The following is a 15,898-nucleotide window of genomic DNA, read 5'->3' on the forward strand; positions in this document are numbered from 1 at the left end:
TCAACTGCCTCCCTTCATCTCGATGGCATGCGTGAGGACATCACCGGCGTACCGACCGTCTGAATCCGACGCTATCCGTCCGTTCTCCAGACGCACAACACGGTCGGCGACATGGAAGAAGCGGTCGTCGTGGGAAATGGCAATCAAGGTTTTGCCCTGGCGCTTCAGATCGGGCAGCACCCGTTCGTAGAACGCGCGCCGGAAGTCAGGGTCCTGATCGGCGGCCCATTCGTCGAAGACGATGATCGGGCGGTCTTCCAGCAGGGCATGAACCAGCGCCAGACGCTTGCGCTGGCCGGTCGACAGTTCGGTGGTGGTAAAGCGCCCGTCCTTCACCTCGACCTTGCCGGCCAGTTCCAGCATGGTGAGGTAGGCCAGTGTCCTGTCCGCGAGCGGTCGGTCTTCAGTCATCAGATCGTCAAACAGATGGAAGTCCGACAACACCGTCGAGAAGAGCTGCCGGTAATCGTCGCGGTTTTCCGAAGTGATGGCGATATCGCCAAGGAACACCGCTCCCTCATGTGGCGCATAGAGACCGAGCAGCAGCTTGACCAGTGTAGTCTTGCCGGAACCGTTCTCCCCGACGATGAAGGTTATCCGTCCCGGCTCGAAGGTCAGGTCGACGGGGCCGAACCTGAACGGCTCGACGTTATCGCTGCGAGGGAAACGATAGCTGACACCGTCAAACCGGATCGCGGGCAATGCCTGCCCGTCGAACTGTGCTTCATCCCTGGCATCGTGACGGATATCCGGTTCCAGACTGTCGAAATGGCGTGCGAGATCGGCGATCCGCTGGAAGGCAATCTGCGCCCGGCCGATGGCCGGAAGCGTGTTCGTGATCTGCTCCACCGGCCCACGCAGGAACAGCAGCACGAGCACGAAGCCTGACAGGACTTCAGGGGATATCGGCGCGACGTTCCGCCAGAAGAGGACGAGCGCGATGAGCAGGAAAAACAGGGCGGAGCCGAAGGCGTTGGCGACCACGAAGATCCTGATCGAACGGGTGTTGTTTGCCCTGATCCTCTCGACAGTCTCGCCGATCTGCGCGGTGAAGAGCTTCTGCCGCCGCTGACGGTTGACCTTCAGTTCCTTGGCCCCATCGGCCATCGAGCGGTAGGTCTTGTGCAGCGTATCCTCCATGTCGCGCGACATCCTGAAACCGGCGATCCCCTTGCGCCGGGCGACATATTGGACGCACACACCGCCTGCGAGCACCAAGAAGACGACGAGACAGAGGAAGGGCGACAGCCACGCCAGCCACACGAAGCAGCCGATGGCGATGAGCATCGAGATCACCAGCGGCGCAACCACGAAAGCGAGATCGCTGATCGTGTCCACGTCGTGAGTCAGGATCGGCGTGAGACGGTAGGTGCGATACCGCTCGAGCGCATTGACCGGCGCCGCGAGAACCTGCTGGGCAAGCCATGTCCGCAACTCCGCCACGAGGCGCTGGCCGGTCAGGTTGGTGGAGATGTCGGATATGGCGCGCGTCACCAGCGTCAGAAGGGACAAGGCGACGAAAGCAAGCAGCAGGCCGGTGGTCATTCCCGCCTCGCTGTGGAGGACACGGTTGACCACCGACAGCAGCAGGACAGTGCCGAGGCCGGCAATCGCACCCGCGGCCACGGAAACCGCGATGAGCAGCCCGAAACGCCGGTATCCAGCGGCGAGAGGCCACGGCAAGACATCCCGTTTCATCACCTCTCCCCGTCGACACGTGGCGCGCGCCAATAGGGCACGTTAATATGGCGCTTCTTCGATATTCCTTCGAGGGCGGGCCGGATGGACAGGTAATTGGCATACTCTCCCGCGATCCAGATGAAGTAGTCGTCCGTCTCGGCCGATGTTTCGGCAATCGCCTCCGACACGCGCGTGGCAAAAGCGCCCGGCGGGCTCACGGAGCGGAACAGCCAGTCGACCGACATGGACGGGGGCACGACGAGATCCAGCCGGTCGTCGGGCATCCCGGCATCGATCAGGATGGTTCCCTCGGTATTGCGCAGCACGGTTTCCGCGATGCGGGCGATCGCGGGCAGTGCCGTCTCGTCGCCCGCCAGCACGTAGCGTCTCGCAGGCTTTACGCTCAGACCGCAAGGGCCGGATATCCCGCACACGTCTCCCGGCCGGGCACGGCGGGCGAAGTCGCAGGCCGGACCTGCGTCGTCGTGCAGCACGAAATCCATATCGAGCCATCCGGCTTGGGCATCGATGGCACGGATGGTGTAATAGCGGATAGCGTAGCCTTCGATCCGGGGCCTGCCCTCGTCGTCGAAAACGGGCCTTTGCAAGGGCCTGTCCGGATCGTCAGTCACATAGAGCCGGACGTGCAGATTGGCGAACGTATCGAAACGCGCGAGATCGTCGCCCGCCAGCCGCAACCGCTGCATGCGCGGTGCGATGCCGTGCGTCGCCACGACCGTCATGAAGCGGAAACCATCGTCGGGAACTGCGTTCATCTGCGCCTCACGATCAGCCACATCAGATAGGGACCACCGATCAGCACGGCGACGAGGCCGGTCGGCAACTGGAACGGAAAGATCACGGTCCTGCCGATCCAGTCCGACAGCACGAGCAGGAGCGCACCGATCAACGCGGCTCCGGCCAGTTGCTGAACCGGGCGGTGCAGTCCGAGGCGATAGGCGATATGGGGGCTCATCAGGCCGATGAAGCTGAGCGGTCCGATCACCAGCGTCGCGGCGGCGGTCATCGTGGCCACCATCAGCAGGATGAGCGCCCGGCTGCGCGTCACGTTCACGCCGAGCCCCAGGCTCGCGGCAGCGCCGAGCGGCCATATATCCAGCCACCGCCAGATCGTTATCGAGGCGAGCCCGAGAACGGACGCCAGAACGGCAGCCGCAATCGCGTCCGGCCACCGGACCGCATAGGTCGAGCCAGCAAGCCATGATAGCAGGAAGCCCATCCTCGGATGGCCGGTCGCCAACGCCACGGAGACGATGATTCCGAACACGGCACCGATGGCGATGCCGCAGATCAGGAGCCGGTCGGGTGAAAACCCGTTGCGTCTGCCGAGACTCATGAGCAGGCAGAGGATAGCCGTCGCGCCTGCCACGCCGGCGATCAGTTGCGCCCCCCGTGTGGGTTCCGCGGCGAACAGCAGCAGCCCGACGATCCCCAATGCGGCACCCGATGAGACACCCAGTATCTCCGGAGCCGCCATCGGATTGCCGGTCATCCGTTGCATGAGAACACCCGCCAGCGCCAGCAGCACGCCTACGGCGATAGCGGCGAGGATGCGCGGGCCGCGCCATTCCAGGGCTTCGACAAAGCCGAGAGCGAATTCGTTCGCCCCGAAGAACCCCCGCGATACGAACAGCGAGCCAGCGACAGCCATGACCAGCAGGAGGCCGAGCCCCAGCATGTATCGGCCGGCGTGCGCGCAGCGCCGGAATGTGTCCGCCGGGCGGACGGAGGACGGTCCCGCCGATCTCAGGTGCGGCAGCAGCCACAGCAGCAGGGGCGCGCCCAGCAGCGCCGTTGCGGCTCCGGTGGGCACCTCCCTGAAGCCCGCCGGTATCAGCAGGACGAGTTCGTCGGTCAGCCACAGCAGCAGGCCGCCCAGCAGCGGCGCCCACAACAGACGATCGCGCACCCGCCGCGCGCCGCTCAGCCTGGCGATGGCGGGGGCGGCCAGCCCGATGAAACCGATCATGCCGACTTCCGCGACCACGACGGCTGCCAGGACGGTGGCCATGGCGAGCGCCAGGAAGCGCGTTTTCGTCAGCGAGAGGCCGAGATTCGTCGCCCCCTCGTCGCCGATATCGAGGATGGCGAGCGACCTCTGCATCAGAACAGCCGCCATTGCCGCCACGACCATCAGCGGCGCAAGTCTAACGGCGACGCCCCAGTCGGTCTGGCCGAGGAAGCCGGTGCCCCAGATGAACAGCCCGAGCAGATGGTCGTGGTTGAACAGCACGACGGCCGACCCCAGCACGCCGAGGTAGAGCGCGGTGACGAGCCCTGCCAGAATGATCGACAGCGGCGACAATCGGCTCGGCCACGCCAACCCGAAGACGAGCACCGCCGCGACGACGCTGCCGCCGATCGCGACCCATACGCGGCCGGCCGCGACGAGCGCCGGTGCCCACAAGGTGGCAACGGCCAGAGCCAGATAGGCGCCCGACCCGATGCCCAGCGTGGCCGGCTCCGCCAGCGGGTTGCGCAGCACCTGCTGCATGATGATGCCGGCGAGTGCAAGGATAGCCCCGGCCAGAAAGGCGACCGTGATGCGTGGCAGGCTGACGTAGAAGACCAAAGCCTGCCTGATATCCTCCAGATCGGGCCGCAGGATGAATTCGTACAGAGGCACGCCCGCCAGACGCCCGGCGATGTCGTGGACGGTAAGCAGAGCCGCGAGCACGAACATCGCGACGAGGATGCCGCGCTGGATGCCTTTATGCGGTGTGACTGTAAGAGCTTCAGACATGCGACTCGGCCAATTGCGAAAACCGCTCCGCCGCGAAGCGCGCGAAGCGGCGCGCGATCGGGAGGCCGCCGAAAGACAGTGTTTGAGGAATGGTGATGATCCTGTTCGCGCGAACGAAATCGAGCCGCGCCCACAGTGGATGCGACGCGAGTTGCGCCCGCGCGGCTTCCGCCCTCAATCCGATGAGCGCGACCACAGCGTCATCGCGGGCGGCGAGTTGTTCGATGCCGGTGACGGAAAAACCGAAGGAGCCGACGGGCTGCTCCCACGCATTCTGGTAGCCCAGCGCTTCCGTCGTCACACCGAACACACTGGTCCGGCCGAAGACCATCAGGCGGCGGGTGTCAATGGGAGAGACGAGATAGATCGGTGGCTTGTCGCTTCCCGACAGGCGCTCCCTGCAGGCCGCGATCTCGGCGCGCACCGTCGCGGCGTAGCCGCGCGCGACATCCTGCCTGCCGAATAGAACGGAAAGCGCAATCAGCGCCGCTTCAGCTTCATCGAAGGCGAATCCCTCCGCGCCGACAGGGCGATGAACGAGGACCGGCGCGATCTTCTCCAGCCGTTGACGCAGGGAGAGTTGCGTGGCGTCGATAACGATATATTCCGGCCGTGCTCCGGCAATCAGTTCGAGATTGGGTTCGGACCGCAGCCCGGCCTCGACCGCATCCGGCGGCAGGGCAGGTTCGATCACGAGATCCGTATATCGCACCCGTTCGCAGACCAGCGCCGGCTCGACGCCGAGCGCGAGCAGGCTCTGGGTTGCAACCCATCCCGGGCTCGCAATCAGTGAAGACCGGGCAAACGACCGGACGGGACGGGCAAGGGCGAGACAGGCCCCGCCGATCCATTGCAGTGTCTGTCTCCTCGAACCGCCCGCCATGCCGCCTCACCATTTGTAGGACAGCGTGGCGAAAACGGTCCGGCGATTTCCGGCCTTGACGGTGTTCGTGTAAAAGCCGGGGCTCCAGTATATCTTGTCGAAAAGATTGTTCACGTTGACCGCCAGCTTGAGACCGTCGAGTTTGGCATCAAGCCCGCTGAAATCGTAGCTGACGCTCAGATCGACCAGCGTGTAGCCCGGAATCTTGTTGAGGTTATTGCCATCATAGCTGGCACCGACGTACCGGACACCCGCGCCCAGTCCAAGACCCCTCAGCCCGCTCTGGCGGAAGGTATAATTGGCCCACAGCGCCGCAGTGTGGCGCGGCACGGCTTCAAGAAGATTGCCTTTCTTGCTGGCGACACCAGCTGGCGGATTATCCTTGGAAACCTTGGCATCGAGATAGGTATAGGATCCAATGACAGCAAAATTGTCGCTCAGGCTTGCCTTGCCTTCGACTTCGATACCCCGCGAATGCACCTCTCCCGTTTGATAGTAAACGCCAAGGGTTGGCGACGCCACCGGCTGATTGGTCTGCCGGATGTCGAAGGCGGACACCGTGATCATGGAGTTCGATCCGACCGGCTGATATTTGATGCCGGCTTCCAGTTGCTTTCCTTCTGCCGGGTCGAAAATGCCACCGCCGTATTTGTTGTAGACCTGCGGGACGAAGGAAGTTGTATAGCTTACATAGGGGGTTAGGCCGAACTCGAATTCATATCCCAGACCGGCTCGCCATGTATAGGCGGAGTCGTCATAGGTATTCTTCGTGTTTGCCAGGTAGTAGTTCACATCGGTCTTGACCTTGTCGTAGCGAAGCCCGCCAAGCAGGAACCAGTTGTCAAGGCGCACCTGATCCTGAACGTAGAGGCCGAACTGGCTTGAGTCCATCTTGCTGGTCACAGCCGGATTAAGGGTCGGGGACCAAGTTATTGGCTGCCCGTAAACGGGATTGAACACGTCGAAGAGAGCGACGCTGCCGTCCGCATTCAGGAAGCTGCCGTTTCTGCGTGCCTCGTCCTTGTAATAGTCCGCATAGTCAACGCCGAGTAGCAGGGTATGTTCGAGTGGGCCAGTGCTGAACTTGCCTTCGAGATTCGTATCGATCTGGTAGAGATCGCTTGTCTGGTCACGCTTCTGCGCCGTTCTGGTCATGTAGCGATTATTGACCAGCGAGGCCGCACCGCTGCCACCTGTGGTCTGATAGTCCGAACTACTATGGAGATATCGCGCGTTGGAGCGCAACGTCCAGTTGCTATTGAAGGAATGCCTGAAATCATAGCCGATTGAGGTGTTCTCGATATCCTCTTTGTTGAAATCCGGCTCGCCAAAAAAACGGCTTGTCGGAATTTTACCGTTCGGATTCGGCCAAACGGTGCCATAGATAGGAAAACTCTGCTCGGAACCGCCGTTCCTGAAGCGGGCGTAGTTCCCGAGAAGGGTAAGACTGGTATCGGGGGTCGGATTCCATGTCAGCGCCGGGGCGAGATAAATCCTGTCGTCCGGCGTGAAGTCCACCTGCGTATCGCTGTCGCGCACAAGGCCAGTGAAACGGTAGAGGAATTTGCGCTCCGGATCGATCGGCCCGCCGAAATCGACTGCGCCCTGCAAACGGGAGTAGTTGCCGGCCTGCAGCTGAATCTCGCGCACCGGTGTGTCGGTCGGCCGCTTGCTCACCATGTTGATGATGCCGCCGGGCGTGCCCTGTCCGTAGAGGACCGAGGAAGGGCCTTTCAGAACGTCGATGCGCTCGACGCCGAAGGTCTCGATGTTCGCATCGTAGGTGCTGTAACTGCCACGCAGTCCATCCCTGTAAAGGCCGAGGAAGTTGACGGCGCGGAACCCGCGCAGGTACATGCTGGGGGCGCCCTGCCCGCCTGGATAGTCGATGACCCTGACGCCCGGCGTATAGGCCACGGCGGTATTGAAATCCTGCACTCCCCTGACTTCCATTTCATCCCGCGTCACGACGTTGATCGTTTGCGGTATCCGCATGATGGGCGTATCGGTTTTGGTGGCGAACGAACTGCGGGTCGCCACGACGCCCCTTGTGCCATCTCCTTGCCCCTCGACCGTGATGGTGTCGAGTATCAGCGAGCCATCCTCCCCCACCGCGCCGCTCCCGGCCGGAGCCGCAACCAGTGCCGCCGTCGAAGGACCGGAGATCCGGGCGCTCACACCGGTACCGGCGAGCAGACCCTGCAGGGCCTGCGCGGGCGTCATCGTGCCCATGACCGGAGCCGAGCGTTTGTCCGCGACGGCCTGAGAGGTGTAGCCGACCTCCCACCCCGTCGCCCGGATAAAGGCCGCGATCGCCGCGGACAGCGGCTGGGCCGGGATGTCGAAACTCACCGTCTGACCGGCGCCCTGCTGCTGTGCAGGCGCGGCGGCGGGAGTCAAGAAGGACGCGCTACCGAGGATCGCCGATGTGATCAGAAGACATGCAAGGCCCCGTTTGCCGCGATCCGCGCCTGTCCTGCCTTTACCATTGCTTGCGCGACCGCTCGCATTCCGCTCCATCGGTCATCCCTCCCGTCTCGATCCCGGGGCCGATGCGCGGCTTGCGCCATTCAGCCCATAGACACTTGACGAATGGGCGATGCCAATCTCACAAAAAAAGTTGTGCGGTCAGCGCAGCAACAGGATACCGCCTGGAATGCGCGTGACCGAAGCCCCCGCAGCGGTGGCGAGCGAGCGGATGACCCCTTCCGGATTATCGAGCCGATAATTGCCGCTGATCTTGACCCGACCAAGCCGACCGTTCGCGACAATGACGGGATAGCCGTAATAGCGGCCGATTTCGTCGATGACCCGGCCGAAGGGCTGATCTTCGAAGACAAGCCTTCCGTGGAGCCAGGCAAGCGAGGTGGCGGGATCCGTTTTCCGGACAGCCGAGAGCGCCGTCGCCGTCGCCGTGATGCTCTCACCGGGCTCCAGCGATGCCAAATCGGTTCTCGCCGGAAGCAGGGCGACGTCAACGTGGCCATGCTCCAGCACGACAGTGTCCTGATCGTCTTCGGTCCGCACTGAAAACGCCGTTCCCGTGACCTCGACCTCGGAGAACACCGCCGTAACCCTGAAAGGCCGCGCAGGATCGGGCACGACATCGAAATAGGCCTCTCCCTGAAGCAGCATGACTGATCGGTTCCCCCCCTCGAAGTCCAGTGCAACGGCCGATGCCGTGTTGAGAATCATCCGGGACCCGTCCGGAAGCGAGATTTCATCGCGAAAGCCAGTCGCGGTCACGTAATCGGCGCGCCATTGCAGCCTGAGTGCAGGGTACTGCTGTATTCCCACTGCGAGCAGCGCCACAGCGGCGGCGGCCATGATCGCCTTTCGCAGGAGCTTGCGATTCGGACGCCCGTATTCGCTGACGACCGGCGCACTTCCAGCCCTGCCGTGCTCCGCACGTGCCACGAGCCGATCCGCGACCACGTCCATTTCGGGAAGGTCCCACACGCCCGCGACCAGCGCATACGCTTTCGCATGGGCGGGATCGGCATTGCGCCATGCCTCGAACCGCCCCCTCAGTCCCTCATCCTCCGGAGCGCCCTGAAGGGTAACAAGCCAGCTCAATGCAGCATCCACCACCGGATCCGGATGAACGTAATTCTCTTCATCATCGTTGCGTTCTGGCTTTTCGCGTTCCACTCAGGTCAATCCATTCTGGCAAGTCGTGAACAGAGCGGGCTTATACATGAGACGTTCGACAATCCAGAATCTCACAAAAATGATCCCCGTCCACCATGACGGAACGCACGAATGTGAGATTGATTGACAGCCGGGTATCGCCGGAAGACGGGTGAGGGGAGAAGCGCTTAGCTGCGATCGATCCTGGCCATGGCGTCGACACAATGGGCATGCGCAAGCTTGAGATCGTTGAATACCGTGTTCGGTGAAATTCCGAGATGGTCGGCGATCTTCGGATAGGGCCATTTCTCGATCCGACTCAGAAGCCAGACTGTCTGCACGCGCTTCGGCAGCTTCGCCAGTGCATTCTCGAGAAGGCGCAGCCGCTGGCGATGGATGAGTTCCACCTCCTGGGACGGAGCAGCCGAAGCGATCTTGGCAACGTCAGCCTCCGGCACATCGTCGCGCTCGATCCTGCTGCGCACTTCATGGTGTCGCGTATAGTCGATCGCAAGATTACGGGCTGTCTGGTGCAGGAAGGCTTCCAGGTGGTCGATTGAGCCTTCCCTCATCGCCTTGTGTGCCCGTACATAGGTCTCCTGCGCGACATCCTCCGCCGTTTGCGGATCGCGGACAATCCGCATCACGCTCCACATCAGGGACTTGCGGTTTCTCAGGAAGATATCGGTCAGGGCCGCATCCAATTCGCTATCACTCCAGCGCTGTCCCGACGCGCGAGAACAGAAAGGTACGAGCAGACGGCTGACTGGCCTGGAAACTGACAGTCATGGGCCGCAATATCTTTCGCTCGGTCGGTTCCCACGATTGGTTTGCATCCATGCTAATGCCTGCCCGCCTGCACGAGACCAGGAATTCATTATCAGCTGGAAATTTCCTTGCAACTGCAATGAATTAGAATTCGTCTAGAAAGCAGGCCTATCTATTCGCCGGCTTTACCCTCCCCACAAACTATGGCCTGCCCCTGGCACGGCAGACTTCGGCTCGTGCCAGGCGGACGATCCGTCCGCGCTACGCCTGCCGGTCACGCGAGGCAATGATCGTATAACTGTCGACACGGGGCTTGTGGTGGATGATCGACGGGTTCAGCGCGCCCCTGGGTGGCGCGAGAGCCTTCGGATATGCTACGCATCCTCTACTCGGTATTCTCTATGCCTTGCGGCATTGCGAATGGGGAGTGCTTCGTTTAAACATATGTTCGACACCAGACAGAAAGTATTGACAAGCAAGAGTGACGGGCAAGACATTAAGAAGTCTCTTTCTCGCGCATCGGCGGGAGATACAGGCTTATCTCACGGAAAAACTCCGGGATTCCGAGACGGCTGCGGATCTGACGCAGGAGGCGTTCTTGCGCTATGCCGAACAGGACGCAAGCGGTAGTGCTGCCGCCCTGCAGGGACGCTCTTATCTCTATCGTACTGCTCATACCTCGCGATCGACCACGTCCGGCTCAAGGCCCGCCAGAGAACCGACGCTGCCGCCCTTGATGAAATGGCGGGCATTCCCGACGATCGCCCGTCACAAGAGGACGAAGCGGACGCCCGCCAAAGGCTGGACCGGTTGCGCTCGGCCGTTGCCGAGCTGCCGGATCGGACACGCCGGATTTTCGTGCTCAACCGTATCGAGACCAGCGCGAAGCCTGTCGAAACCAGAACATGAATGGGGAGGAAGGAGGGGCAATGCTGATCCGGCACCTGAAGTTTTTCGTGACGCTCGCGGAGGAGCAGCATTTTGGGCGGGCCGCAGAGCGGTGTAACGTGACCCAATCAACCCTTTCACAGGCGATCCGCAAACTGGAGGACGAACTCAACGTGGCCCTGATTGCCCGTGGCCACCGCTTTACCTCTCTGACACCGGAGGGGGCAAAGATGCTGCAATGGGGACGTCAAATCCTGGCGGACTACAATAGCCTGCAGGACGATCTGAGCGGCAATCGAAAAGGCCTGACAGGAACGTTGCGCCTTGGCGTCATCCCCGCTGCAATGCCATCGGTCTCCTTCCTGTCCGAGCGGTTTGAGGCGCGGCATCCGCTCGTATCGATCGAAGTCCATTCAATGTCGTCGCGCGCCATTCAAAAGGGTCTCGATAATTTTGATATCGACGGCGGATTGACCTATCTAGAAAACGAGCCTCTCGAAAACGTGCACTGCGTGCCGCTCTACCATGAGCGCTACGTATTCGCCTGCCGGCGGGACCATCCGCTCGCGCAGGATGACGCAGTTACGTGGGCCGATGCAGTGACTCAACCGCTGTGCCTGCTGACGGAAGACATGCAGAACCGCCGTATCCTCAACAGCATCGCTCTCAGCGCCGGACTGGAACTGCGCCCCCGGGTGGTGAGCAATTCCTTCCTCGGTGTTGCCTCACATTTGCGCAACGGGCTCTGGTGCGCGATCGTGCCCCACACCTTCGCTTTCGTCTTCGGCGGAACGCCGGATCTGGTGCTGCGCGAAATGGTCAAGCCGTCACGCCGCCAGCTCGTCGGGCTCGTGTTGTCCGATCGGCTTCCGCAATCGCCCATGGCCGCGGCTCTGCGCGATTGCACCGGCGAGGCAGAATTCGAACAGCGGTTCGCGCTGGCATTCCGTAAGTCACTCTGAGCCCCGCCTGCCATAGTGCATATAGAACAATCGTTATAATATGACATAAAATCAGTAGCTTCTCCCTATCAGGTTCAATAATTTAAAACAATTTCCAAAAACGTGTTGTACTTTGCCTCTTGAGGCCATCTGCACTTGTGCGATGCAAAATATCACCGCGTCGGCAAGTTCAACTCAGTGACAAAACCCATTTACACTCGGAATGCATGCTGATCTTGCACTGCGACATGATCGGAGATTCTTATTGATCAGTAAGAAAAATCCATTGGAAACGCCCCAGAACCACATGCACCCTGTGCTTGCCTCATAAGACTTATCGATAAACCAGAGGCGTCTAAGAAAGAAGCCACGAAGCAATGGCCGGCGGAGGCCGGGACTGCAAGCCTCTTTGAGGCGGGCACGTGACCCGTGTGTGCCGGACAGGCCCTGTGGGCTGAGCCGACGGCTGCCTCATGACCTTGAAGGGAAGGACAATGGCCAAGGTTGTTTGCATCCTCTACGACGATCCGGTGGATGGATATCCCACCTCCTATGCCCGCGACAGTTTGCCGAAGATCGACCACTATCCGGACGGGCAAACCTTACCGACGCCCAAGTCTATCGACTTCGAGCCCGGAGCCCTGCTCGGCTCCGTCTCCGGCGAGCTTGGCTTGAGAAAGTACGTGGAATCGCTGGGACACGAGTTCATCGTGACCTCCTCCAAGGACGGCCCGGATTCAGAATTTGAAAAACACCTTTCCGATGCGGAGGTTGTGATCTCGCAACCTTTCTGGCCAGCCTATCTCACGGCCGAGCGCATTGCCAAGGCGCCCAAACTGAAACTCGCCCTGACGGCAGGCATCGGCTCGGACCATGTGGATCTTCAGGCCGCCATCGAGCGCAACATCACCGTCGCGGAAGTCACCTACTGCAATTCGATCTCGGTCGCGGAGCACGTGGTGATGATGATCCTCGGGTTGGTGCGCAACTACATCCCCTCCTACCAGTGGGTCGTGAAAGGCGGCTGGAACATCGCCGACTGCGTGACGCGATCCTATGACGTGGAAGGCATGCATGTCGGCACTGTCGCCGCCGGGCGCATCGGGCTTGCGGTGCTGCGCCGCCTGAAGCCTTTCGATGTCCATCTCCACTACACCGATCGCCACCGCCTGCCGGAAGCCGTCGAGAAGGAGCTGGGCCTCACGTGGCATCCGACGCGCGAGGAACTGTACGGCGTCAGCGACGTGGTGACCCTGAACGTCCCGCTTCATCCCGAAACGGAGCATATGATCAATGACGAGACGCTGAAGCTGTTCAAGCGCGGCGCTTATCTCGTCAATACGGCCCGCGGGAAGCTCTGCGACCGCGACGCGATCGTGCGTGCGCTCGAAAGCGGCCAGCTCGCAGGCTATGCCGGTGATGTGTGGTTCCCCCAGCCCGCACCGCAGAATCATCCCTGGCGCACCGCCCCCCATCACGGCATGACCCCGCACATTTCGGGAACGTCGTTGTCGGCGCAGGCGCGCTACGCGGCGGGCACCCGCGAGATACTGGAGGCCTACTTCGAGGGGCGCCCGATCCGTGAGGAATATCTGATCGTCCAGGGTGGGGCGCTGGCAGGAACCGGGGCGCATTCCTATTCCAAGGGCAACGCCACGGGCGGTTCCGAAGAGGCCGCCAAGTTCAGGAAAATCGGGTGACCGTTTCGGCCCGCGCAGGATATGCCCTGCGCGGGCCGTTCGGATTGCCGGAGTATCATGATGGATACGATACCCAATCCTGTACGCGCCGCTGCAATGCCCAAAACCGTTGCCGCCTACATCGGGCGAAACTGGCTGCCATCGCTCGTTTCCGGCCTTGGCGGCGGGCTTGCAATCTGGATTCTGGCACTGCTGACCGAAACGCTGGAACAGGCCCTGCTCATCGCGCCCTTCGGTGCGAGTTGCGTTCTCCTGTTCGCCCTCCCTCACAGTCCGCTTGCCCGCCCGCAGAACGTGATTGGCGGACATTTCCTCTCGGCGCTGGTTGGTCTTCTGGTTCTCACCATGGTGGGAAATGGCCTCTTCGCCTGCGGTCTGGGCGTGGGATTGGCAATTGCGGTCATGCAGCTCACCGGCACGCTGCATCCGCCCGCCGGCGGGGACCCGTTGGTCATCATCCTGACAGGCTCGGCCTGGTCGTTTCTCGGTCTGCCTATACTGGCGGGTGCCACGGCGCTAGTCGTCATGGCCTTGCTCTATCACCGCTTCATTTCAAGACGCCCCTATCCCGTCTGAGCCCGAAGCGCCTTGCGATCAGATGACAGTGTCTGATCGCTGAAAATTCTTTCAACCTCAGAAGATCACAGCGCATTTTCCAGCCGGTCGGATCGGAGAAATCCACCAGGAAAGAAAAAAGGCCACAAAACGGGGTTTACGCCGCCGCGTACAAGGAGCGGCCGGCCGGCTCGGCCGCGATAAGGCTGGGTAATGCCCCGGACAGGGAGGAAACAACAATGACGGCTGCAAGCGATACCTGGCAACAGAATGTTCCCGGATTGCTGTCCCGCGAGCGGATTGTGGCGAAGCCCGGCTTCAACCGTTGGCTGGTGCCGCCCGCCGCCCTCGCCATCCACCTCTGCATCGGCATGGCATACGGGTTTTCAGTTTTCTGGCTGCCGCTTTCGCGTGCCATCGGGGTCAGCGACCCCGTGGTCTGCGAGGGGATGAATCTCTTCTCGGCGTTCTTCACCACCAGTTGCGACTGGCGGATCTCGGATCTCGGCTGGATCTATACCCTGTTCTTCGTTCTGCTCGGTTCCTCGGCCGCGATCTGGGGTGGCTGGCTGGAAGTGGCAGGCCCCCGGAAGGCCGGCGTCGTGGCGGCGCTCTGCTGGTGCGGCGGCATGGTGCTCGCCGGGATCGGCGTCATGCTCCATCAGCTCTGGCTGATGTGGCTCGGTGCCGGCTTTATCGGCGGGATTGGACTCGGGCTCGGCTACATTTCTCCTGTTTCGACGCTGATCAAATGGTTTCCCGACCGGCGAGGCATGGCTACCGGCATGGCGATCATGGGCTTTGGCGGCGGCGCCATGATCGGGGCCCCGCTCGCCGACAGGCTGATGACCTTCTTCCAGTCCCCGGAAAGCGTCGGAGTCTGGCAGACCTTCTTTGTAATGGCCGCGATCTACTCTGTCTTCATGATGGGGGGCGCCTTCGGATACCGCGTGCCGCCAGGGAACTGGAAACCTGATGGATGGGAGCCGAAAGCCGTCGCGCCGAAGAAGGCAGCGATGATCACCGAGCATCACGTCCACCTGCGCGACGCGCATAAGACAAAGCAGTTCTGGCTGATCTGGGCAGTTCTTTGCCTCAACGTCTCAGCCGGCATCGGCGTGATCGGCATGGCCTCCCCCATGTTGCAGGAGATTTTCGCCGGCCGGCTGATCGGCCTGCCGGAGCTGTCCTTCACCGAGCTGAACGTCCCGCAGAAAACCGCAATCGCCGCCATCGCGGCCGGCTTCGCGGGGCTGCTGTCGCTGTTCAATATCGGCGGGCGTTTCGTCTGGGCCTCGGCGTCCGACAGGTTCGGGCGCAAGAATACCTACTTCATCTTCTTCGGCCTCGGGATTTTGCTCTATGCCCTGGCCCCCACGGCCGCGCATATGGGTAACCAGGTGCTGTTCGTGGCGATTTTCTGCGTGATCCTGTCGATGTATGGCGGCGGCTTCTCCACCGTGCCGGCGTATCTGGCCGACATCTTCGGAACGCAGTTCGTGGGCGCGATCCATGGAAGGCTGCTGACCGCCTGGGCAACGGCCGGCATCGTCGGCCCCGTGGTGGTCAACTACATCCGTGAAGCGCAAATCGCGGCAGGAATTCCGCGTGGACAGGTCTACGATTTCACCATGTACATCCTCGCCGGTTTCCTCGCGGTCGGGCTGATCGCCAATGCAATGGTACGGCCGCTCGATTCCCGATGGTTCATGTCGGCCGAAGAACTCGCGGCTCTCCAGTCCAAGGGGCAGCAATCGGGCAACGGCGGGCAGATGGGCTCCCACGGCATCGGTCGGGGCCGGTTCGATCTCGTGACGTTGCTCGCGTGGGCTGCGGTCGGCATTCCCCTGCTCTGGGGAATCTGGTCCACGCTGCAGACAACCGCCGCCCTGTTTAGGTGAATTGTGATTGCGGTGCGGCCGTTCATCCCGCACCGCAGATGTCAAAACAGCAAACCTGTCGGTGCGACGAAGCAGAGCAATCATGCTATGCCGACATCTGAAAATTCTTTTCATGTCAAAGTCGCGCTTGCCATCTGCTGGCCTTATGGGGGCATCTGGTTGGCTTCCGGCACCGTATTCGTCACAGT

At 61.6% G+C, this 15,898-nt stretch carries 12 protein-coding genes; 5 read left to right on the forward strand and 7 right to left on the reverse strand.

Annotated elements, in window-relative coordinates:
• The 7 genes from ACUSIJ_RS04895 to ACUSIJ_RS04925 all read right to left on the reverse strand — a co-directional run bounded on the left by ACUSIJ_RS04895 (position 1) and on the right by ACUSIJ_RS04925 (position 9,661).
• Positions 1–1,698, reverse strand: a complete 1,698-nt coding sequence (locus ACUSIJ_RS04895; protein ID WP_449307244.1) for a cyclic peptide export ABC transporter — start codon at positions 1,696–1,698, stop codon at positions 1–3.
• Positions 1,698–2,456 carry a siderophore-interacting protein gene (locus tag ACUSIJ_RS04900; RefSeq protein ID WP_449307245.1) on the reverse strand — a complete coding sequence of 253 codons (759 nt, stop codon included), beginning with the start codon at positions 2,454–2,456 and terminating at the stop codon, positions 1,698–1,700. Before ACUSIJ_RS04900 ends, ACUSIJ_RS04895 begins: the two co-directional genes overlap by 1 nt.
• Positions 2,453–4,444: a Fe(3+)-hydroxamate ABC transporter permease FhuB gene (fhuB, locus tag ACUSIJ_RS04905; protein WP_449307246.1), complete on the reverse strand. Its 1,992-nt coding sequence runs from the start codon at positions 4,442–4,444 to the stop codon at positions 2,453–2,455. Before fhuB ends, ACUSIJ_RS04900 begins: the two co-directional genes overlap by 4 nt.
• A complete protein-coding gene (locus ACUSIJ_RS04910; RefSeq protein ID WP_449307247.1) occupies positions 4,437–5,327 on the reverse strand; it encodes an ABC transporter substrate-binding protein in 891 nt (296 codons plus the stop codon). The genes fhuB and ACUSIJ_RS04910 overlap by 8 nt, the downstream gene beginning before the upstream one ends.
• 6 nt (positions 5,328–5,333) lie before the next feature.
• On the reverse strand, positions 5,334–7,847 hold the full coding sequence (locus ACUSIJ_RS04915; RefSeq protein ID WP_449307248.1) for a TonB-dependent siderophore receptor: 2,514 nt from the start codon (positions 7,845–7,847) through the stop codon (positions 5,334–5,336).
• 108 nt (positions 7,848–7,955) lie between these two features.
• Entirely contained in the window at positions 7,956–8,903 is a 948-nt protein-coding gene (locus ACUSIJ_RS04920; RefSeq protein WP_449307249.1) for a FecR family protein, read from the reverse strand.
• Between the two features lie 242 nt (positions 8,904–9,145).
• Positions 9,146–9,661 (reverse strand): RNA polymerase sigma factor, encoded by a 516-nt coding sequence (locus ACUSIJ_RS04925; protein WP_449307250.1) that lies wholly within the window; start codon positions 9,659–9,661, stop codon positions 9,146–9,148.
• Positions 9,662–10,466: 805 nt separating this feature from the next.
• Here ACUSIJ_RS04925 and ACUSIJ_RS04930 point away from each other — a divergent pair.
• From ACUSIJ_RS04930 to ACUSIJ_RS04950, 5 genes are all read left to right on the forward strand, one after another.
• Positions 10,467–10,634 (forward strand): hypothetical protein, encoded by a 168-nt coding sequence (locus tag ACUSIJ_RS04930; protein WP_449307251.1) that lies wholly within the window; start codon positions 10,467–10,469, stop codon positions 10,632–10,634.
• Between the two features lie 20 nt (positions 10,635–10,654).
• Positions 10,655–11,575, forward strand: a complete 921-nt coding sequence (locus tag ACUSIJ_RS04935) for a LysR family transcriptional regulator (RefSeq protein WP_449307252.1) — start codon at positions 10,655–10,657, stop codon at positions 11,573–11,575.
• Between the two features lie 473 nt (positions 11,576–12,048).
• Positions 12,049–13,254, forward strand: coding sequence for an NAD-dependent formate dehydrogenase (locus tag ACUSIJ_RS04940; RefSeq protein WP_449307253.1), 1,206 nt, complete (start codon positions 12,049–12,051; stop codon positions 13,252–13,254).
• Positions 13,255–13,350: 96 nt separating this feature from the next.
• Positions 13,351–13,830: an HPP family protein gene (locus ACUSIJ_RS04945; protein ID WP_449307254.1), complete on the forward strand. Its 480-nt coding sequence runs from the start codon at positions 13,351–13,353 to the stop codon at positions 13,828–13,830.
• A gap of 218 nt (positions 13,831–14,048) precedes the next feature.
• A complete protein-coding gene (locus ACUSIJ_RS04950) occupies positions 14,049–15,710 on the forward strand; it encodes an OFA family MFS transporter (RefSeq protein ID WP_449307255.1) in 1,662 nt (553 codons plus the stop codon).
• Positions 15,711–15,898 lie beyond the last annotated feature (188 nt).

The organism is Pseudochelatococcus sp. B33 (assembly GCF_053570585.1).

Excerpts from the sequence above, each read along its gene's own strand:
- ACUSIJ_RS04940 (WP_449307253.1), top strand. The coding sequence starts at position 12,049 with ATGGCCAAGGTTGTTTGCATCCTCTACGACGATCCGGTGGATGGATAT.
- ACUSIJ_RS04895 (WP_449307244.1), bottom strand. The coding sequence starts at position 1,698 with ATGAAACGGGATGTCTTGCCGTGGCCTCTCGCCGCTGGATACCGGCGT.
- ACUSIJ_RS04945 (WP_449307254.1), top strand. The coding sequence starts at position 13,351 with ATGCCCAAAACCGTTGCCGCCTACATCGGGCGAAACTGGCTGCCATCG.
- ACUSIJ_RS04930 (WP_449307251.1), top strand. The coding sequence starts at position 10,467 with ATGGCGGGCATTCCCGACGATCGCCCGTCACAAGAGGACGAAGCGGAC.
- ACUSIJ_RS04910 (WP_449307247.1), bottom strand. The coding sequence starts at position 5,327 with ATGGCGGGCGGTTCGAGGAGACAGACACTGCAATGGATCGGCGGGGCC.
- ACUSIJ_RS04915 (WP_449307248.1), bottom strand. The coding sequence starts at position 7,847 with ATGGAGCGGAATGCGAGCGGTCGCGCAAGCAATGGTAAAGGCAGGACA.
- ACUSIJ_RS04935 (WP_449307252.1), top strand. The coding sequence starts at position 10,655 with ATGCTGATCCGGCACCTGAAGTTTTTCGTGACGCTCGCGGAGGAGCAG.
- ACUSIJ_RS04900 (WP_449307245.1), bottom strand. The coding sequence starts at position 2,456 with ATGAACGCAGTTCCCGACGATGGTTTCCGCTTCATGACGGTCGTGGCG.
- ACUSIJ_RS04950 (WP_449307255.1), top strand. The coding sequence starts at position 14,049 with ATGACGGCTGCAAGCGATACCTGGCAACAGAATGTTCCCGGATTGCTG.
- fhuB (WP_449307246.1), bottom strand. The coding sequence starts at position 4,444 with ATGTCTGAAGCTCTTACAGTCACACCGCATAAAGGCATCCAGCGCGGC.